16 protein-coding genes are annotated in these 20,884 nt (G+C 55.4%); 7 read left to right on the forward strand and 9 right to left on the reverse strand.

Features of this window, described 5'->3' with window-relative positions:
• Positions 1-176: 176 nt before the first annotated feature.
• From AB1598_03230 to hflX, 4 genes are all read left to right on the forward strand, one after another.
• Positions 177-383: a hypothetical protein gene (locus AB1598_03230; GenBank protein MEW6144012.1), complete on the forward strand. Its 207-nt coding sequence runs from the start codon at positions 177-179 to the stop codon at positions 381-383.
• A gap of 303 nt (positions 384-686) precedes the next feature.
• Positions 687-2,636 (forward strand): hypothetical protein, encoded by a 1,950-nt coding sequence (locus tag AB1598_03235; GenBank protein ID MEW6144013.1) that lies wholly within the window; start codon positions 687-689, stop codon positions 2,634-2,636.
• Positions 2,637-2,769: 133 nt separating this feature from the next.
• Positions 2,770-3,600: a class I SAM-dependent methyltransferase gene (locus tag AB1598_03240; GenBank protein MEW6144014.1), complete on the forward strand. Its 831-nt coding sequence runs from the start codon at positions 2,770-2,772 to the stop codon at positions 3,598-3,600.
• Between the two features lie 771 nt (positions 3,601-4,371).
• The gene (gene hflX / locus AB1598_03245) at positions 4,372-5,868 is read left to right on the forward strand and encodes a GTPase HflX (protein ID MEW6144015.1); all 1,497 of its coding nucleotides are present in this window, start codon (positions 4,372-4,374) and stop codon (positions 5,866-5,868) included.
• 66 nt (positions 5,869-5,934) lie between these two features.
• Here hflX and AB1598_03250 read toward each other — a convergent pair whose 3' ends face one another.
• The 5 genes from AB1598_03250 to AB1598_03270 form a co-directional block, all read right to left on the reverse strand.
• The gene (locus AB1598_03250) at positions 5,935-6,849 is read right to left on the reverse strand and encodes a MaoC/PaaZ C-terminal domain-containing protein (GenBank protein MEW6144016.1); all 915 of its coding nucleotides are present in this window, start codon (positions 6,847-6,849) and stop codon (positions 5,935-5,937) included.
• A 1,140-nt stretch (positions 6,850-7,989) separates the two neighbouring features.
• On the reverse strand, positions 7,990-8,982 hold the full coding sequence (locus tag AB1598_03255; GenBank protein MEW6144017.1) for an MlaD family protein: 993 nt from the start codon (positions 8,980-8,982) through the stop codon (positions 7,990-7,992).
• Entirely contained in the window at positions 8,979-9,818 is an 840-nt protein-coding gene (locus tag AB1598_03260; protein ID MEW6144018.1) for an ATP-binding cassette domain-containing protein, read from the reverse strand. The genes AB1598_03255 and AB1598_03260 overlap by 4 nt, the downstream gene beginning before the upstream one ends.
• 4 nt (positions 9,819-9,822) lie before the next feature.
• Positions 9,823-10,590 (reverse strand): ABC transporter permease, encoded by a 768-nt coding sequence (locus AB1598_03265; protein ID MEW6144019.1) that lies wholly within the window; start codon positions 10,588-10,590, stop codon positions 9,823-9,825.
• 5 nt (positions 10,591-10,595) lie between these two features.
• Positions 10,596-12,089 (reverse strand): hypothetical protein, encoded by a 1,494-nt coding sequence (locus tag AB1598_03270; protein ID MEW6144020.1) that lies wholly within the window; start codon positions 12,087-12,089, stop codon positions 10,596-10,598.
• Positions 12,090-12,598: 509 nt separating this feature from the next.
• Here AB1598_03270 and AB1598_03275 point away from each other — a divergent pair.
• Complete coding sequence (locus tag AB1598_03275) at positions 12,599-13,795, forward strand: serine hydrolase domain-containing protein (protein MEW6144021.1); 1,197 nt, start codon at positions 12,599-12,601, stop codon at positions 13,793-13,795.
• A gap of 444 nt (positions 13,796-14,239) precedes the next feature.
• Here the strand turns inward: AB1598_03275 and alr are convergent, their stop codons facing one another.
• On the reverse strand, positions 14,240-15,325 hold the full coding sequence (alr, locus tag AB1598_03280) for an alanine racemase (GenBank protein MEW6144022.1): 1,086 nt from the start codon (positions 15,323-15,325) through the stop codon (positions 14,240-14,242).
• A gap of 259 nt (positions 15,326-15,584) precedes the next feature.
• Here alr and AB1598_03285 point away from each other — a divergent pair, with 259 nt between their 5' ends.
• The gene (locus AB1598_03285) at positions 15,585-16,025 is read left to right on the forward strand and encodes a hypothetical protein (GenBank protein MEW6144023.1); all 441 of its coding nucleotides are present in this window, start codon (positions 15,585-15,587) and stop codon (positions 16,023-16,025) included.
• A gap of 196 nt (positions 16,026-16,221) precedes the next feature.
• Here the strand turns inward: AB1598_03285 and AB1598_03290 are convergent, their stop codons facing one another.
• Positions 16,222-16,464, reverse strand: a complete 243-nt coding sequence (locus tag AB1598_03290; GenBank protein MEW6144024.1) for a type II toxin-antitoxin system HicA family toxin — start codon at positions 16,462-16,464, stop codon at positions 16,222-16,224.
• 342 nt (positions 16,465-16,806) lie between these two features.
• Positions 16,807-17,052: a hypothetical protein gene (locus AB1598_03295; GenBank protein MEW6144025.1), complete on the reverse strand. Its 246-nt coding sequence runs from the start codon at positions 17,050-17,052 to the stop codon at positions 16,807-16,809.
• A 401-nt stretch (positions 17,053-17,453) separates the two neighbouring features.
• Here AB1598_03295 and AB1598_03300 point away from each other — a divergent pair, with 401 nt between their 5' ends.
• A complete protein-coding gene (locus AB1598_03300) occupies positions 17,454-18,134 on the forward strand; it encodes an IPTL-CTERM sorting domain-containing protein (protein MEW6144026.1) in 681 nt (226 codons plus the stop codon).
• Between the two features lie 860 nt (positions 18,135-18,994).
• Here the strand turns inward: AB1598_03300 and AB1598_03305 are convergent.
• Complete coding sequence (locus AB1598_03305) at positions 18,995-20,407, reverse strand: DnaB-like helicase N-terminal domain-containing protein (protein MEW6144027.1); 1,413 nt, start codon at positions 20,405-20,407, stop codon at positions 18,995-18,997.
• Positions 20,408-20,884: the final 477 nt, after the last annotated feature.

The raw sequence follows: 20,884 nt of genomic DNA on the forward strand, positions 1-20,884 counted from the left end.
CAAGCCTTCTCAGGGCCCGCGCTCCCCGTTTACGGATAACAAATTATAATCGGGTTGGACGGGACGTAAAGCGCTGCGGACATTCAATCTACGTTCATCAACGAGGAGCCGCTGATTTTTTTGTCTGTTATCGCCCCGCATAGTGTGCTAGGATAATTAACAGAGGAGCAGAGATTATGGCTAACGAATCCACGAGAATTTCTTTCATGATTGACTCGGACAAGCGTGATTCGCTCGACAAGATCGCCTCTGCATACGGCAAGAACCTGAGCACGGTGATAAACGAGGCGATAATCCACTACATCGACATCCACGAGCGGCACGCAAGCCTGGCGCATCTGGAAGCGGACGCCTCCGAAGACGGGGACTTCGCGACCGACTGAGGGGAGGGGAATCGCATAGTTAACCGGAGAAGACGGAGATAAACTTCAACGGCGAAAGCGTGTCCGGGTTTCTAGCTGAGGGCGAGTGCATTACGATTAAATCCTCCCTACCCCTCCTTCAGATCCTGAATAGATCCTGAAACCAGTTCGGGACATGGTTCAGGACAGGCGGAGGGAATGAATAGGGTACAGATTTTTGGAGAAGCAGCTAGGACGTCCCGCCTTTGCATCAGCCAATTGAAATCGGCTGCTAATCGTGTAGTGTATTGCTCTGCTCATGTGCTCTAGGGGGGTACATTCCAGTTGAAAATCAGACCGCTTTACCTGAATGCCGCGGGGATCGTTCTGCTCGCGGCGGCGGTCGCCGGGTGTGAGACAGGCGGCTCCGACCTGACCCTCAAAGGGAGGGTTATTGCAGGGGAAGAGCCCGTATCGGGGTCTAGCGTCACCATTTACGCCGCAGGCACTATTATCGCCGAGAGTCTCGGCGGGGACACGACCGACAGCGAAGGCAATTTCAGCATTAAATTCAGACGGCCTGCGGAGAGCGGCATCATTTACGCTGTCGCCCGGGGAGGGACGCCGCGGGGGAATACGTCGCCCAACGACGCGCTCGTGTTCCTCACCGTGATAGGCGAAGTCGGCGGCAGGCCGGATTCCGTGACGCTCAACGAGCTCACGACCATCGCCTCCGTGTGGACGAACGCGCAGCTCCTTAAAGGCTCAGCGATCATAGGGAACGGGACCGGCATATATAACGCCGCCGGCAACGTGGAGAACCTCGTCAATATCGAGACGGGACGGCTGGGCGCGGTGATCGAAAACGAGGTCAACGGCTCGCGCACCGGGGCGTCGGCCTCGGTCAACGCGCTCGGGAATATCGTCCATTCATGCGCCGTGCTTTCGGCCGCCGATTCGTGCGAGCGACTCTTCACGTCGGCGACCCCGCCCGGATGGGACGCTCCCTCGAACACCCTCGCCGCGCTCCATAACATAGCGCTCAACCCGTCTGTGAACGTCAATGAAATATTTTCTCTCCTTCCCGGAAGCGAACCCTATTTCCCCGTGCCCGACTCCCCGCCCCGGGCCTGGACGATCGCGCTCAAATACACGGACGGGGGTCTGGATGCGCCCGGAGCCGTAGCCGTCGACGCCGACGGGAACGTTTGGGCGACGAACGGCCTGATGCTCGGCCCCGAATACTGCCCCGGAGAAAGCTCGGGCGTGACCAAGCTCTCCCCCGACGGCTTTCCGCTCTCGCCCCCGTACGGGTTCACCGGGGGTGGCATAGACGGCTCGGTCTCCGGCATAGCCGTTGACCAGACGGGTAACGTATGGATAGGGAACAGCCGCGGCGGGAGCGTTTCGCTCCTCACCCCGGACGGCACTCCGCTGTCCCCCGAAGGGACGGGATTCAGGGCTAACGGCAATACGGGCCGCGTGGAGGGTACGGCAGTCGATTACGACGGCAACGTCTGGCTCGTCAATAACGCTCCGTCGGCAGAGTGCCCCGGATGCGGAAATTCGCTGATATTGTTCCCGGGCGGATACCCGGAGAACGCCGTCACGTTCGCATACCCCGGCACGGACACGCTCGACGGGCCTTTCGACATTGCGCTCGACCTCGAAGGGGATTTATGGGTCACGAACAGCGCCGGGAACACGGTAACGAGCATAGACCCCCTAGGGAACGTGGTGTATCAGTCTTTACCGGGCCTGGGCGGGATCGGCGAGCCGAGGGGTATCGCGATAGACAGCATAGGCAACGTGTGGATAGCGAACCACTCCGGCATCGAAGGCTCGGGGACCGGAAGCGTCACTCTACTCGACCCCTACGGGGAGAACGCTCCGGGGTCGGCGTTCGCGGGAGGGGGATTGCAGGGCCCGTGGGGCATAGCGGTAGACGGCCGGGATAACGTATGGGTCGCCGACTTTAACGGTGGCGCGCTCGTGAATCTGTGCGGTGCGAGGGACGAGAACTGCCCTCAGGGACTCTCTACAGGGGACGCGATCTCTCCGCCGGGCGGTTACGACGGCGGCGGGGCGCTCCAGCACATAACTTCCGTGGCCATAGACCAGGCGGGTAACGTGTGGGTCGCCAACAACGTGAACGACCTCGAAGCCTGCGCGAAGACGTCGGAGTCCGGGTGCAGGCAGGCGTCAACCGAATGCGGAGGGGACGGCGTCGTGGTCTTCTTCGGCCTCGCGGCTCCCGTGGAAGCGCCGCTTATAGGCCCTCCAAGACAGCCGTAGGGACCCCTCGAAAGACTTCCATGTCAGCATCTCTAAATACAATTCAGAATTATAAACCAGTTGATATGCCATTCCCTATCCAATAGACTTAAAATAAATTCCCCCATACAAACCAAACTCCGAGGTACGAGCTATGAATAAACACGATACTGCGATACAAAACCATTACGGACAAAAAGGCCTCGGCGACAGAATACTATCGGCGCTTGCAAGCGCAGGTAAAGAAATCAGAACCCCTGCCGATACGTCCACATTCGACGAGTTTCATATAAGGGGGCACGAAGCGACCCTCGAGATCGCGCTTCTTGCGGAGCTCGGACGCGGGATGACGGTGCTCGACCTGGGCTCCGGCATCGGAGGGCCGGCACGCACGATAGCAGCCGAGTTCGGCTGCCGCGTCACGGGAATCGACCTCGTCGACGAGTACCTACGGACGGCGGAGATGCTGACCGGGATGGTGGGGCTGGGAGACAAAGTGACGTTCAGAATGGGCGACATGACGGACCTCCCTTTCGACGAAGGCTCTTTCGACAGGGCGTTAACGATACATACTCAGATGAACGTGCGGGACAAGGCGAAGCTGTTCGGAGAGGTCTCGCGGGTCCTCTCTCACGGGGGCCGGTTCGCGCTCTATGAAATATGCGCGGGGCCCAACTCTCCCGTGCGCTTCCCGGTACCGTGGGCTGACGACCCGTCGATAAGCTTTTTAATCCCGCCCGCGGGGATGAGGGACATGCTCGACCGGGCCGGTTTCAGAGAGCTCGAATGGAGGGACGTGAGCGAGAAGTCTCTCGACTGGTTCCGGTCGGAGATGGAATTGCATGCTTCGGCGCCAGAACACGCCCCGCCCCCTCTGGGCCTTAACCTGATCATGGGGCCGTCCTTCAAGGAGAAGCTCGGCAACGTATTCAGAAACCTTAAGGAAGACAGGATACGGGTGGTGATGGGTGTTTTTCAAAAATAAAATTTGAATTCCTGGACCGCCATATCCCGTCGTCCCGCCAAGAAGTCATAGAAAATGGTTTAAGAGTTATTTGTATCCTTCTTTATTTCTTATGCGTTTTATGTGTTTTGAAAAAATTGGATTCCCGATTTGTTTTGGCTTGTGATAATTGTGCGTCGGAATATTGAGGCTAACTTGCAATCAATCGTGAGTGACCGGTTCTTGCACACGTTCAGAACCGTTATTCGGAAAATGACAAAAGAAAAATCCCCCTTAATCCCCCTTTTTCTAAGGAGGGAAATAAAGGCAAAAGACTAGATTGCCGTTCATCCTTCGACAAGCTCAGGACGAACGGTATTTCCTGACTACGTATAAGGAGACACCCTCACCCTACCCTTCTCCCCTCAAGGGAGAGGGGATCAAGAGAAATGATGAGATTGCCACGCTTCGTTTCACTACGCTCGCAATGACATTCCAAGGGGGAGATTGATGCGGCTCGTTCCGAGTCTCGCAATGACAGGAAAATTAAGCGGATATTAATCACCTTGACTGATCCGGGCGAATGTTTATCATAATAGTAGCAGTAAATGACGCTAAGGGGGCGGGCATATAAGCAGAATATACGGAAAAACGTCAGGACTCACGAGAAGTGAAACAGGCAGCCTTGAAAGGCTTTACAGAAGGAAAATCCCCCCGAAAGAAATAATAACGCTTGAACTTGCAAGAACGCTCACGAGGCTCACGCACGAGCTCAGGAAGGGCATCTCCGTCCTCATAGACAGGAAGGGGAAGGTGTCCGCCATATTCCTGGGCGACTCCCACGAGGTCCCGTACGACGAGATACTGGGGAGGTCGAGGGAGGCGAAATTCAGGCTTAGAGGCTCCCGGCTCGTCCACACGCACATTAAAAACTCCGGGTTCAGCGAGCCCGACCTCGTCACGCTCGTGAACGAGAGGCTCGACATGATGGGGCTACTTGAAGTGAGGCCCGACGGAGACCCGGGAAGGTTTTATCTGGCGCACGTTCTCCCGCCAAATAACGGCGGGGCCAAATGGCAGGTGGAGGAGTGGAGGGACCTCGGCCAGGTGGACATCGCCTGCGACGAGCTCATCAGGGACGTCGAGCAGAGTCTCGAGAAGTCTTACTACGAGCAGGGGGGAGCGAAGGGCCGTGAAGGCGTGCTCCTGGTCGGGTTCTCGACGAAATTCCGCTCCGAGGCCGAGGAATCGCTTGAAGAATTGAAATCCCTCGCCAAGTCCGCGAACAAGGCCGTCCTCGGCTCAGTCATACAGATAAGAAGGGAGATAGACCCCAGGTACCTCATCGGAAAGGGAAAGTTAGGCGAAGCCATACTCACCGCGAAACAGGTAGGCGCCGAGAAGATAATATTCGACGTAGAGCTCACGCCTGCGCAGGTGAAGTCGATCACTGACGAGACGAACCTCGTCGTCATGGACAGGACCCAGCTCATACTGGAAATATTCGCGAGGCACGCGACCACTGCCGAAGGTAAATTACAGGTCAAGCTCGCACAGCTCAAGTACAATCTCCCGCGCCTGGTAGGCCGGGGCGTGGAGCTCTCGCAGCTGGGGGGCGGTATCGGGACGAGGGGGCCGGGTGAAAAGAAGCTCGAAGAGGAGAGGCGCAGGATAAGGAAGCAGATCGAAAATCTGGAGAACGAAATAAATCAGCTGAGCAGACGCCGCGAGAGGACGAGGGAAAAGAGGAAGGAGACGGGCATACCGACCGTAACGTTCATAGGCTATACGAACGTGGGGAAATCCACCCTCTTCAACGCGCTTACGAACAGCGGGGTCACGGTCGAGAACAAGCTATTCTCCACCCTCGTGCCCACGACGAGGAAGATAATGCTCCCCGGAGGGCGGGAGATACTCATAACGGACACAGTGGGATTCATCAGCGACCTGCCCAGGGAGCTCGTGAACGCGTTCAGGGCGACGCTCGAGGAATTGGGGAGCTCGTCGCTCCTGCTCCACGTGGCCGACGCGAGCGACCCTATGGTCGACGATAAGATCGAGTCCGTCGAGAAGATACTCGCCCAGACGGGCTACGAATCAGTCCCGCAGATGATAGTGCTGAACAAGGCCGACATGACGCCGCCCGAAGTCGCGAGGAGGCTCGGCAGGGCGTACGGCGCTCCGCTCATATCGGCGCGCGAAAAGAACGCCATACCCGAGATGCTCGGGCTCATGGAGGAAAGGATTTTCGGAAGGGGCCCCGAGGACGAGGCCCGAGGGCACGTGGCGCTCAGCCTTCACACCGCATAAAAAAAAGCGGCGGCTCCTGGCAAGCCGCCGCAATTCACTTATCATCCATCAAAGCAAGTTAAGGTACTACTCGACTTCTACTTCTGCAGTACCGCCCTTTATTACTTTAACGTTGTCGCTTTTCCTGGTTACGTCGAACCCCAGAACCACGTGCCCGTTATCCCTCCCCTTCTCCCATCCGTCGACGACTATCGTGTCGCCGGGATAGACAGGAGCCGTGAAGCGGACGCCGAGCGATTTGAGCCTGGACGGGTCGCTGTCGAGGTAGCTCTCGATTATAGCCCTCATCGTCATGGACATCGTGCAGAGGCCGTGGACTATGATGCCGCTGAGACCGGCTTCTTTCGCCACCTTCTCGTCTATGTGGATGGGGTTCATGTCGTTTGACGCCTTCGAGTATCTGTACGTTATGTCTTCGGGTATGCGTATTATGTCCCTGAACGCGAGGGGCGGCTCTGCGGGGGTTTCCTTGGGCTTGCCGTTCGAGGCTGCGGTCTTCGGCTTTTCTCCGCTGCCGATGCCCCTTATGAAGAGGCCCCAGTCCGACTCGACCACCTTTTCGCCCTTCCCGTTAGTCGTGAGCACGTTTATCTTGAGCAGCTCGCCCGATCCCTTGTCCTCTATATCGACTATCTTGGTCCTGAACGTGAGCTTGTCCCCCGGCCTGATGGGCTTGTAGAACTTCATCGACTGGTCGCCGTGGACGAGCATGAGCACGTTCTTCCTCGCCTCTTCCACACCGCCGTGGAGCTCCGGGTCGCTCCATACCTTTTCCAGTATGGGGAGCTCGTACGTCACCGCGTAGCTCGGCGGCGCCATGCCGGCCGGGCTCTCGTGGCTGAAGTTAAAAGCGCCGTTGTAATTGAAATAACTCAGGTTCCTCGCCCCGATGGCCCATGCGTAGTCCACCACTTCCTCGGTGCTTACCACGTGCACGGACGGCTCGTACTCCTTGCCTATAAAGCTCCTGTTGAGTCCCATTGGTCTTCTCCTTGCCCTTCTCTGTAGCCTGCCGCCTGCCGCATGACGTATTTCGCTATTTTACAGCATTTATGACCGCGTTAGCTTACAGTATTGCAAATTGCGAAAGATTTCTGAAAAAACGAAATGTATAAATAGGCCGGTACTGCGAGGAACAGGCAAACCGCCTGTTATCATTGTTTTATCCTCAAACACCCGATAAGGACCGCATTGAGGCGCGTTCATTCTAGATATATAAATTAATCAGGGAAACGGGGTTTTGTCAAGAGGATTATTCGCATTTGCAAATAGTTTTTTGGGATTTTTGACGCTAGTGCGAGGGGGAGGCGGGGGTAGTAGCGGGAGCCAAGTGACAATGTGACAGGTGTCCGGGGTATATCCCCTTGCACGACTGTCACAATGTCGCAAACCTCATTTTTAATTCCCTCCGCTCAGTCTTCGCGGCTGGCCTGTCCTGAACCATGTCCTGGACTGTGATCCGGGATCTATTCAGGAAAGCCGCTCCTACAACAGGATGCAGGATTCAGGATGCAGGATTAAAGAAGAGATTCTGAAACAAGTTCGGAATGACAGAATTTTTTGGATTCCCGATCGGTGCCGGGATTGACTCCTCTTTTTCTGTCTTCGCGAGGACTGCTCCGATGAATAAGAGGAGCAGGTCGCCGTTGGCTAATTCCTGTGAGCTAATATCTTATGGCAATTGGGTACTTAATCTAAAACAAAGCGACGTGGCGATCTCGCTTTTATCATGAGATTGCTTCGCTATTAGAATTCTTTTGTATGGATTGCCATAGTGAATCAACTTTTTGCAATGTAAGCGAGGGCGTCCGGTTCTTGCACCAATTCAGAACCGTTGGCTCGCAAAGACAGGAAGGGGTGAGATTGCCGCGGAGATGCGGTAGTGTAGCCCGTTCGATCCTTCGACCCTTCGTCCTTCGACAGGCTCAGGATGAATAGAGCTCAGGACAGGCTCGCAGATTAGTATTATCTGGGCTCCATTGTCTGGCGAAAGCTGAGGAGTAACAGAGTAATCATATATGAGCGCAGATTATGCGCCTCAGGGCGAACGGGTGTGGTTCACTCGTAGGTTGGGCAGAGGAGAATCGGAAGAATCGTATATGAGCACACATTGTGTGCCGCCTAGAATAGCGTCACTACGCCTAAGGCTGTGCCGAATACGCCGAGGGGCGCGAGGTCGTCGAGGGTGTCTATGCTCTTGTCCACCTTAAGCAGCGTGTCCTGGGCGTCCCTGTAGAGCTTGTCGTCGTTGACTAACTGACCGAGGGTGCCCTTGCCCGTGTTTATCTTCTCGAGTATCTGGTTGAGGTTCGTGGCCGCTCCGGTCGCCTCGTTATAGAGAGTGTCGTCGTTAAGGAGCTTGCCTATTGTGCCTTTCGGGTTATTGAGCTTCTCCGATATGTTGCCGAGACCCGAGAGCGCGACCTTCGCGTCGTTGTAGAGCGTCTCGTCCGTGAGCAGCTTACCGAGCGTGCCCTTCCCCGCCTTGAGACCTGAGGTGATGTCGTTCACGTTCGAGAAAACGCCCTTTGCCTCCGTGTAAAGCTCGTCGTCTTTGAGCAGCTTGCCGAACGTGCCCTCCCCTTTTTCCAATCCGGCGAGGACCGAGTTGAGGTTGTTCACTATGCTCGTCAGCTGCTCTTTATTCTCCCCGAGCACGTCGAAAGCGCCTAGGGCTGATTCGACAGAGCTTACGGCGGCGTCGACCTTTACCAATATCTCGTTTATATCCGTAGGCTCCTTGCTGGGGAGGACCGAGCCCGGGGGAGCGATAGGGCTGCCGGGGCTTCCGAAGGTGAGGTTGATGTAGCTCGTCCCGAGCAGGCTCGTTAGCTTTATCGTAGCGAGGGAGTCGGTCTTTATGCCGCTGTCCTTCTTCACTATCATTTCGACCTCTATTTTCCTGTCGGCGAGCCTTATCTTGTGTATCTTCCCGACCTCGAAGCCTTCGAGCTTTACGGGATTACCTTCACGGAGCTCGTCGACCGACTCGAAATAGGTCTTGAGCTTGTAATCCCTGCCGAAGAACGGTATGTCGCCCACGAAATCGAAGACGGCGAGCAGTATCAGGAGTCCCACAACGAAGAATATTCCGACTTTAACGTGCTTGTTCACCTGCCGTTACCTCCCCGCTCGAACTGCGGCGTTATGAATTCCTGGACTGCGTCGTCACTGCTGCGTCTTATCTCTTGAGGGGTGCCGAATTCTATTATCCTGCCCTCGCTCAAAATAGCCAGCCTGTCGGCGACGTAGAAGGCGAGGTCTATGTCGTGCGTCACGACTATCTGGGTAATCTCTATCTTGTGCTTGAGGTCGAGAATGAGGTCGCCTATAGTGCGGGTCATCATCGGGTCGAGCCCCGAAGTGGGCTCGTCGAACAGTATCAGGTCCGGGTTCATGACCAGCGCGCGCGCCGTGGCGACCCTCCTCTTCATCCCGCCCGACAGCATCGACGGCATGATCTTCTCCTTCCCTTCGAGCCCCACTATTTCGAGCGCGCTCGACACCAGCTTGTGTATCTTCGCGTCGTCGAACACCTTGTGCTCCTTGAGGTATAACCCCACGTTATCCTCGACGGTGAGCGAGTTGAAAAGCGCCGAGCTCTGGAACACCATCGACACCACGTGGTTCTTTTTGAATTCCGGGTCGTTTATGTCCTCTCCGCCTATGAGTATCCTGCCCGCGTCGGGCTTTTCGAGCCCTATCACGTGGCGGAGCAGCACGCTCTTGCCCGTGCCGCTCTTCCCGAGTATCACGACCGTTTCGCCGGGGGACACCTCGAGGTCTACCCCCCTCAGCACCTGGTTCGAGCCGAAGGACTTCCTTAGCCCCTTGATGGAGACCCCGACGCGCGCGGCCTTGAGATAATTGAGAAGCACGCCGCCCATGCCCCTGCCGTTCCCGGAAGCTTCCTCTCTCACTTTCTTTTCAGCGCTTTCCTGCATGTCCATTATTCTAATCCAAATCGAGGAATAACAAAATCCTCGTAGCGTAATAATCGAAGACGAGCACGAGCACGAACGACAGCACGACGGCCTTGGTCACCGAGGCCCCTATCTCCCTCGGCCCGCCCTTTGTCTTGAGCCCGACGTAGCAGCAGACTATGGATATTATCACGCCGAAGAGCGCAGCCTTGATGAGGCCGTTGCAGAAGGCCGTGAAATCGACGAGGTCGGCGAGGTTCCTGTAGTAGACGCTGAACGAGAGGTGCACCTCGGGGTTGATGTAGGAGACCACGGCGCCGCCGAACCACCCTATGACGTCCATGTATATGACGAGGACGGGGAGCGCGAGCACGGTAGCTATGAACCTCGGCATTACGAGGTACCTCACCGGGTTGATGTCCATGGTCTTGAGCGCGTCGATCTCCTCGTAAACGCTCATGGACGCGAGCTCTGCAGTCATCGCCGAGCCTACCCTCCCCGCGATCAGTATGGAGGCCATGACTGGGCCGAGCTCCTTCACGAGAGAGAGCCCGACGAGACCGCCCACGTTCTCCTCGACTCCGAACCCGGCGAGAGTCGGGCCCGCCTGGAGCGCCAGCACGCCTCCGGAAAAGAGGGCGATGAGCGCCCCCACCGGGAGCGTCTGGTACCCGATGACGAGGAGCTGGTCCGCTATCTTGTCCGTGTTCTTGAGCGCGGATTTGCACCAGTAGAGAGTCTCGACAAGCAGGCTTACGAGACCGCCCGTCACCTTCAAGAACGACATAACACCGTTCACTGCTTTTATCCTCCGCTTCCCTTGCCCGTTTCTTCCACGGACTTTTTCGTAGAAATAGTAACAGGAATAAATAGAATCCGCAGGGTCTTTTTTTCGGGCGTGGACTTCCAGCCGAGGAGCCCGCCCACGAGGTAGAACTTCGACGTCTCCTCGGACTTCTCGAACGATATGACGGGTATTATGGGCCTGAGCTCGAACTTCACTTTATCTTTCGTGCGCTCGGTCCTGATCGTGTTCCAGAGTATGGAGGACATCTGGTTGCCTTCCGCGTCCATGCGCCATACTGCCAACTGCCAGAACGGCGACCAGTTCCTCTCTCTCGGCGGGTTGTCGGGGAGGAAGGTCTCGATGAGCGAGAAGAGGTGGAAAGTCGATACGCCATCGGGCGTCGTCCTGTAGCTGAAGAGGGGCCAGAAATGGACGGCCTTGCTCGATTTCCCGCGCCCGTTCGTCGGCGTCTCGGTTATATCTTTCAGAATGAAGAGCCCGAACGTGCGCTTCGTCCTCACGTAGTCCTTGAATACGTATTTCTTGTACCCGATCGCGGGCCACATGACGAACCCCGCTTCGTAATCTTTCTCTTTCCTGAGCGAATAGAAAGGGAATATCCTGTTCGTATCCACGGTCCCTCTCGAGAACGTGACGAGCGGCCAGGGTATGTCCCACCTCCTCACGTCCGTGTTCGCGTCATCTATCACGTTGACGAAGGGCCAGAGATAGGTCCTCTGCTTCCTGCCGGGGGCGTCCGTCCCGTAGTAAAATGGAAGAAGAGCAGTGGAGGTGAGCTTCTCTCCGTAGAAATCGCGCTCCCTGTGCATGTATATCGGCCAGAGAGCGAACTCGTCCTCGAAATCGCCCTCCTTCCCTCTCCAGCCGTATATCGGCCAGAACCTCCCGCCCGAGACCCCGCCGCCCGAGTACGCCCCTATGAAGGGCCAGAGAAAGTTGTTGTTTGTAGCGCCGCCCTCCCTCGTCTGGAGGAAGAGAGGGAATAGGACGAAATTAACCTCGTCCTTTCCGAACTTGTGCCGCATCCTGCCGTAGAGAGGAAAGAGCGCGAAGTAGCTCTCGCGCGGGTCCTCGTCCTTCCGCCCGAAGACCAGGGGGAAGAGCATGTAGCTGTATTCCCTGAACCCGCTCGGGCGGAGATCGGAGCTGTAATAGAAAAGGTATTCGAGGAGCTGGAACTTGGTGTCCCCTTCGAAGGTGCGGTGGGTCATGAGGGGATAGAGGAAATCGAACGCAGTCCTGTCCTTCGCGTAATCTCGGTAGTTGTAGAAGACGGGGCGGAACCCGTACTCGACAGTATCCGGGGTCTTCTTGTAAGAGACGAAGGGGCCTAACGCGTCTATGGACTTAGTGCCCGACTGCTCGTCCCTGTCGATGTAGAGGAGCGGGCCCAGGTTGAGCACCTCCTCGGCCTCCGCCGTTAGGGGGGAGAGGAGGGTGAGGATGAGGACGATCGTGTTTACCAGAGCTCTATTCCCAGGCAGAGGCATTCACATAAATGTAACCCATCCCTATTTAATATCTATGAATCATTTTAGGTTTTGCGATAATTGGGGAAAGGCACACAATGTGTGGCGCAGAACATGCCCTCGTATACGATTCGCCCCGACGTTGTTGGGGAAGATTTGTCATTTTTATTTTAAATCCCCCTGAATCCCCCTTTTCCAAAGGGGGGAATATTATCCCCTCGCATTTAAGCCTTTAATTCCCTCCTTAGAAAAAGGAGGGTGAGGGAGGATTTATAAAAAGAAAAAGACGAGATTCCCGCTTCCGCGGGAATGACAACCTTGTTTGTATCCTGCATCTCGTATCCTGCATCCCGCAGTTACACATACCTCCGCGGGACCCCTAACCGTTCGCCCCGAGGCGCATTATATTGTTTACATTCGGACCGCTTTCCGGGGTCTTGACAAGTTCGGTCAGCAGTATTACTGTTGCATATCGCACTGCATATTTGCGGCCTGATCGGCAGTCCGGCTGCAGAAGGGGGGTATTACATATGGATTACTACGTAATGAAGGCACATCCGGCACGAAATACAAAAGACATGAGACGCGGTCCCGGCAACCGGCGGGAGGCGCCAAGCCGACGCCTGGCCGCGCGCCTATGTGCAGCCGTGCTGGTCTTAGCAGCGGCGGCCGCACCGCTCGCGGGGTGCAACGACGACAAAACGCTCACGGAGACCATCAACAGGGCCTTGCGGGAGTCTTCCATCCCTGGGGTCATTGTCGGCGTGTGGCGCGAGGGGGAGCCGCCCTACGTGCGTGCGTTCGGCGTCCAGGATACCGCGACCGGCGAACCGATGTCGACAGACCTCTACATGCGCATCGGCAGCAACACCAAGGCGTTCGTGGTAACCAGCATCCTTATCCTGGCGGACCAGGACCAACTTGACCTCGGAGATCCGATCGGCCTCTACGTCGAGGGCGTGCCGAACGGCGACAAGATCACGCTCCGTCAGCTCGCGCAGATGCGAAGCGGCCTCTTCAGCTATTCCGACGTCACCATTCCGGACATATGGAAGGAGCCCTTCCGGGAATGGACGCCGCAAGAATTGCTCGAGATTTCATTCAGCCATCCGCCCTTGTTTCCGCCGGGCAGCGAGTTCGACTACTCCAACACCAACACCGTCCTGCTCGGCCTTGTGGTCGAGAAGGTTTCCGGCCAGACGCTCGCTTCCTTCATCGGGGAGAACATCCTGGAGCCGTTGGGATTGACCCGCACGGTTTTCCCGTCAGGAGCCGAGATACCGTCTCCGCATTCACAAGGCTACTTTAAATTGCCGGACGGAGAGTTCGTCGATGCAACTGACTGGAATCCGTCCTGGGGATGGGCTGCGGGCAACATGATCTCGACGCTCGACGACATGGGCGTGTGGGCGCGCGCCCTCGCAACAGGCAAGCTGATCTCGCCCGCCATGAAGAAGGAGCAGCACCGGTTCCTGCCGGCGCCCGAGGAAGGCGACGGCGCGCTTTACGGGCTTGCGCTCGAAAACCAGAACGGCTGGCTCGGCCACAACGGCAACATCCTGAGCTACTTGGTCTACCCCTACTATCTGCCGTCCGAGCGAATAACGCTTGTGGTGATGGCGAACACGGGCGATATCCTGGGCTCGTGGCGGATGATGCAGGAAATCACCCGGATCATAAGCCCCGATCACCCCTGGCCCGGCCTGCCGCTGCCGCCGAATGAGTAGGCGGCCGGGAAGTTCCCGAGCCTGCGGCATCACCGCAGGTCCTGCGTTCTTCGACAGGCTCCAGGCTTCGTCAAGACTTCGCCGGGTCACCCGACGGCTCATAGCCTTTGGGCGACGTGCCGCAGGCAGGACGAACGGGATTTGTCGGATAGATGAATGAAAGGTGACACCCCCATCCATTCCTTCCCACCTTGGAGGGGGAAGGGATTAAAAGGAAAAGACGAGTTCCACGCTGCTTAGTCTTCTTTTGCTAAAGTGCTGGTGGAAGTGGATTATCTGCAATCAGCCTAGGGCGTCCGATTGCTCGCTAGTTCGCAATCGTTGCGGGAATGACAGTAAAAAGAGAGATTGCCGCGGTCACAAAAAGCGTTCCCTCGCAATGACAGGAAAGGGGGAGATTGTCTCGGGAACGACAATGCATCTTGAATCCTGTATCGTGTAAGGTCACACGTATCTCCGCGGGACACGCTTGCCGGTGATCGACAGTATCTCGTAGGAGATCGTGTCCGCCCAGCGGGCGACGTCGTCGACCGAGACGAGCGAGTCGCCGAACAGCACCACCTCGTCGCCGACCGACGTACCCGGCACGTCCGTAACGTCTATCATTATCAAGTCCATGCACACCGTGCCGACGACGGGCGCGAGATTCCCCCTTACCGACACCATGGCGCGGTTGGAGAGACGCCTCATGTACCCGTCGGCGTAGCCTATCGGGAGGGTCGCTATGACCGAAGGGCGCTTCGTGACGAATGTGCCCCCGTAGCTCACGGGCGTGCCCGCGGGGACCCTGCTCACCTGTATAACGACCGATTTAAGCCTCATCACGGGCTTTAACGGAAGACCGCCGCCGTCTGCGCCGTAAAGCATTATGCCCGGGCGGACGAGGTCCATGTGGGACTCCGGGAAGCGCTGTATGCCCGGGCTGTTGGCCGCATGCACGTAGCGGGGGCGGAAACCCCTCTCGCGTATCACGGCTACGAGCCTCGAGAACTCCCCGAGCTGCGAGCGGGTGCTTTCGGGGGATTCCGAGAACGCGGAGGCCAGGTGCGTGAGCGCCCCCTCCATGACGATGTGCCTCAACCCGGCGAGCTCCGTCAAGAATGCGTCCATGTCCTCGGGCCTTACGCCGAGCCTCGTCATCCCGGTGTCTATCTTCAGGTGATACGGGGACTTGCTGCGGGCCTTTGCAGATTCCATGTCGAGGGCCTTCGCTGAGTCGAGCGAAAAGAGGCAGGGCGTGAGCGAATGCTCGACAACTACAGACGCTTCGTCGGGCCTCATTCCGCCGAGGAGGACTATCGGTATCTCTATCCCGTAGTCGCGGAGCTCGACCGCCTCCTCGACCGTGGCGACGCCCAGCATCTCCGTGCCGGCTTCTTCCAATTTCCTTCCGACCTCGACCGCGCCGTGCCCGTAGGCGTCCGCCTTGACGACGGAGAGCACCCCCACCCCCTCCCCGAGGAGGCCTTTGATCACGTTGAAATTGTGGATTAGCGAGTCGAGATCGATCTCAGCCCAGGTAGGTCTCATGAATATATGTAATTATCCGAATATTGAGGATGGGGTCAATAAAAATGGCTAAACATAATTGTCTGTTCCGGAAAACATTAGGAATATCCAAATTCCGTCCTAGATTAAGACACACGCGTAAAGCCATGCAGCCGATGGTCAAAAGAAAAAGAATTATATAAACAGGTTCCACGATCCTTCTTATGGCAAGAAAGATGCAACAAATGTGCATGTGAATACATTTATAGATATACGAGGGGATGTTAGTTCGGAGAATAAGATGAGAACCAAGCGGATATTGATCGCGGCGGTAGTGACGGCGCTGACCGTTTTCGCGCTCGCCGGATGCTATGCGGGCCCGGCTTATTACCCGGGGATGTACGATTCGTATTACGACGGCCCGTACGCTTACGGCGGAGCGTACTACCGGTACGGGTATCCGTTATATCCGGGATACGGGTTCGGCTATTACGGATTTCCGCTGCCGGGGTTCAGCTTCTATTACAGAAATTATCACGGCGGGCATAACTACTGGCACGGATACAATTATTGGCACGGCGGTCATTACTATGGACACGGACCCGGCTATTACCACAGACCGGGCTATCACCATACACCAGGGTATCATCACGGGCCCGGACGCCCCGGCGGGCCGGGATATCATGGTCCGGGCGGAGGGTATCACGGGGGCGGGTACCATGGCGGCGGCATGCACAGGTGAACGCATGCCGGAGGATGCCTAGTTGTAATTGCGAGCCGCAGGCGAAGCAATCTCATGAATAAAGCGAGATCGCCACGGTCGCGTAATGCGCTCCCTCGCGAAGACAAAAAAAGAGGAATCCGCCAATCCGCCAACCTTCCCGCATTATACCCCTGCTGAGGTTGGCGGATGGCGGAAAGTTTGGGTTCTTGGCATATCATTCCCAAAAATCGTCAGGATCTATGTTTAACACGCGTAATAACGCCTTTATAATCGGCATCTTAATCTCGTCCCCTTCACCATGAGGAGCTACGGGATATTGCGGCCCCTGATTTCCTCCGGGCACATTCGGGCGTATCAATATTAGATGGCTGCCCTTACCGCGGCGTCTCTCTTCAACACCATATTTCTTCAAACGCTTTCTTAACTCTCTATAGGTGAGGGGTCTCGGATTACCCATAATCGCTTCCTAATTCATACTATGCAACATTGAATAAACTAATTTTTGTCAATATCAAGTACACTTCTTTCCCCCATTACCAACAAAATTCTCAAAAAAAAGGGACGAAATAAACAAAACTCGGCTGGACGTACACCCGAGAAATGCTTATTCCGTCCCCTTATTTGTGATTAACCTTGGCTCGTTTCTCAACAGGCCAAGTAAGTTAACAATCCCGGATACAGATGCCTTTATCCCACACAAATTGGGATGTCCTCCACACATCCATCTCCGTATTACCTAAATTAAACTATTAGAAGATTAGTGTCAAGTCCGGTACATATGTGAGCAGCTATATTGAAATCAAGCACACAATCTCTGAACCTGATAAATCTGTTCGGCGGGCAGGATCGATAATTTTAAGGTCTCAATTTGATCGTCGTTGACCGGCTTCGCTTTTACCAGCCTGCGCCATATCTCGCGCGGCGCAGGTTTAAAGATATTCTCTAGATTATTGTTCTCGGCTGCGAACTCGATCTGCGTCATAATCAACTCTTTCATGTCGAGGAAGGCTTGATCTACGGTGTCCGCTGTCGTTACAATATCCATCTGAAGACAGTGAGCCACATAATAATCATCGTCTTTATAACATAGAATATCGAGATGTATAATCCTTGGATTCCCCCGAGACATTCATTGCTCCAGTTAGCTTCTGTTTATATGACTAAACATATATTACCATACCATATATAGCAATATGATCCGCCACACCGCCGACCTTCCAGCCGTATGCCCCTGCTGAGGCCGGGGGCGGGTAGGCTATAGCCGTCGGTGAAGAACGAGTGACATTGTGACAGCCGTGCGGAGTATATACTCCGGACACCTGTCACATTGTCACAAAGTCCGGTTCCCCTCTTTCACAAGGCAGATTTCACGAAGATTATACCTATACAAGATACTCGTAATATTATATAATCCTCGCAACACTTCATTATTTAAAGGAGGAAAAAATGCCGAGGATCGGAATTACTTTACCGTTACTCATTTTTCTGACGCTTTCTTTCCTGCAGATAGAAGCAAACGCTCAAACCTATCTGCCTGTCGGACCGCAGACGAATGTGCCTGAAAACACTGTAACCGACGGCGGATGGGTCGAGTGTTACCGTGACCGCTATAGTATCCATATGAATGCAGACGAAGTGCTTGAGAGCTGTCCGGGAGACCGGTTGATGCTGTCCTGCCGGGAGACCGGAAGCCCTGTCCTGACGCTTCTCGCCCAGGGCGAGCGAAGCGACGTCACTTTTGATACGGGTGAGAACATCGACGTTACTCATATCGCAAATGGCGTCGGCTGGTATTTCAACGTATCAGGTTTCGGCAATGAGGGAGTAGGGCAGAACGCATGGGGATTCGTAAGAGCAGGGGACAGCGTATTAAAGGCCAATTGCGACGTCGATACCAGCGGCGCAAACGATGAAAGGCTGTGTTGGCATCTGCAAGGGATTGTCGGCGGATACCGATGCGGCGCGACGGAGGATCTGAATGATTCGGCAGCGTTCGAGCGCATTGTCTATACGAATTCATTGAATAGGACCATCCCCACTCTTTCGGAGTGGGGACTCGTCTCGCTCGCTGTCGTTATGGGCATAGCCGCGGTCGTTCTCATGAGAAGAAGGAAAGCGGCGGCTTAAGAGATATCGAATAGCACACATGAAGGGGGCTTCGGCCCCCTTTTTTGTTTAGCGGACATCCTCCTTTTTTTCATACTGTCGTTCCCGACGCCGATCGGGAATCCATATCTTTGCCTTATTTAAATCCTCCCTATCCCTCCTTTGCTAAAGGAGGGAATCTAAAGAAAAACCGCTATGTAAGCTAACCCTTCATGTCATTGCTGTAGATGTTAAATAATTCGCGGCTGGAATTTTTTAATTTTCTTGTCATGCTGAACCATGTCCTGAACCCTGAATCAAGTTCAGGGCAGGCACCGATCGGGAATCTCATCTTTTCTTTTCGTGCCTTGATATCCGTAGGAGCGGCTTCCAGCCGCGATTCCTTTCATACCCTCCTTTCGTAAAGGAGGGTGAGGGAGGATTTGTTTTATTCTGTCGTTGCGAGGAGCGAAGCGACGCGGCAATCTCATTCTTTGCCTTCAATTCCTCCCTTTAGCAAAGGGAACAATTCCGAGCAAGTGAGGAATTGGTCAGTGGTGATAAACGGCAAACAAAAGTCATAATTGAAGTGACTCGGAAAGTAAAGCCAAATTCAGAGGGATTTTCATTTTGTCATTCCCAACCTTGTCCTGAACTTGTTTCAGGATATGAAAAGAAGAACAATATATCGCTTACTTATGTATTCCGATGGGATAACTTTTGTCCACGAATTACATGACATCTACAATTGCGAGGAACGGTGTGACGAAGCAATCTCATGATAAAAGCGAGATGCTGAAATAAATTCAGCATGACAACAAAGATGAGATCGCCACGTCCAAAATACGGTCTCGCGAAGACAGAAAGAGAGAGTTGTGACATTGTGACAGCTGTGCGGGGGTCTATACCCCGAGAGCTGTCACATTGTCACAATCTTGTTCCCGTCCGTATTCGTAATACCCCTGTTTCGGTTTGTAAATCTTCCCCGCTTGCGCCAGTCTCCCGAGCGACCGGAAGACTGTCCTCCGGTCCGTGTTAATCACCCTCTGTACGGCCTCTACTATCTCCCCCGCGCGCAGCGGCCCGGCCGACGAAGCGAGGAGCTCGCAAATGATGTTCTGCACGCGGTAGATAATAAACCCCGTCTCCTCCTCCCCCTCCCGGCTCTCGCACTGCTCGAACCTGTCCTCGCCGGCCTTTCTGATGGTGAGCGTCGGGTTAGAGCCCTGTATCCTGTGCTTTACGACCGAGAGCTTCAGTACGTCTTCGCTGAGCGACTGGACATTCACCACCACGTCAACCGCCCCGGCTATGGCGGACGCCCCTCTCCCCCGGTACACCGCCTTCCCCTCGTCCCCTTTCGTCGAGTGGTGTATGAGGAGTATCGCGCACCCCGCCTCGTTCGCAATGCGCCTCAAGAGACCGGCGAGATAATTCGCCTCGGCGTTGTCGTTCTCTTTCTCCATGGCGAGCACGCGGCTCTGCGTGTCGAGCACGACGAGGTCGTATCTCTCCCGCCTGCAGAGGCTGAGCAGGTCGGGGAAATCGTTCCTCAGGTCGGCGCATTCGAGTATGTGGAAATCCCCGGGCAGCTCGCCGCATATGAGCTCTATCTTGTTTCTTCTGAGAAAGCGCGGAGTCTCGAGATCGATGTAGAGCGACTTCAGCTTCTTCGAGAACGGGATGCCGAGGAATGGCCGTCCCGCCGCGCCTAAGGCGCATATGTTGTATGCGAGCGTGCTCTTCCCTACCCCCGGCTCGGAGTTGAGCTGTATTATGCACTCGGGGTAGATGATGTCCGCCCAGAGGCTTTCGGGCGGCTTTACGTTTTCGAGGTCCTTCGCGGACACGGGCGCGATCCGCCTGCCCGGAGCGCCTCGCTCCATGCCGCGGAGCCCGGCTATCATGTCCTCTATGACCGCCTTGTCCTCGTCCCTCTCGATCGCCCGAGCGCATTCGTGGAGCGCCCGCCAGAGATTCCTCCTGAGCGCGTCGTCCTTGACGGCGTCGACGTAATAATCGAGGTTCTCGTCGAGAAACGCCATGTCCGAGAGATAAGCGAGATAGCTCGACCCGCCCGCGTCCTCGAATTCGGAGCTCCCTCTCATGCGCTCCCAGAGCGTGACCAGATGTATCGGGACGCCTTCATCCCTCATCTCCCCCATGGCGCGGAATATCATCCGGTGCCGCCCGGAGTAAAAATCCGCGTGCTCGAGCGTCATGCAGACGTCGTCGTAGAGAGCCGGGTCGTTTATGACAGCGCCGAGTATCCCCTCCTCGTACTCTGTGTGATGCGGTAAAATCCCTTCGTTCATTCCATTCCCCTCCGGTTGGTGTTTGTTTCCCTGGTTCTCAAAAGGCTGTCTTTGCGAGCAACGTTTCCGAGCGAGCGTAAGAAACGGTCGCTGATGGCTGATCCTAAATTAGGGGGATCATCCGACTAAGCGTCGCCAAATTTTACGTTGCGAAGCAATCTCCTGCTTATCTTGAGATTGCCGCGGTCGCATACCGCGCTCCCTCGCAATGACAGAATAAAAAATAGAAAAAAGGAGAAAACACGGGGCAGGACGCGTATGAACTGCCCTGTATTTTCTCCTTTACATTTAGTTCGTGGTGGAAAACCGGCCCTGCGGACGCAGGAGCTCCGTTAATATATAAACTATATCATTTATATACATTCCGCAAGAGACTATTTTGCCGAAATCGAATTTAGCCCCCTTTCCGGCCGATTTTCTTCATTTCAGCATATATATATTAGGGGAAATTTCCTATTTGTGATAGAATGTGTGCAT

The organism is Thermodesulfobacteriota bacterium (assembly GCA_040754335.1).
GTDB lineage: Bacteria > Desulfobacterota_D > UBA1144 > Nemesobacterales > UBA2774 > 2-12-FULL-53-21.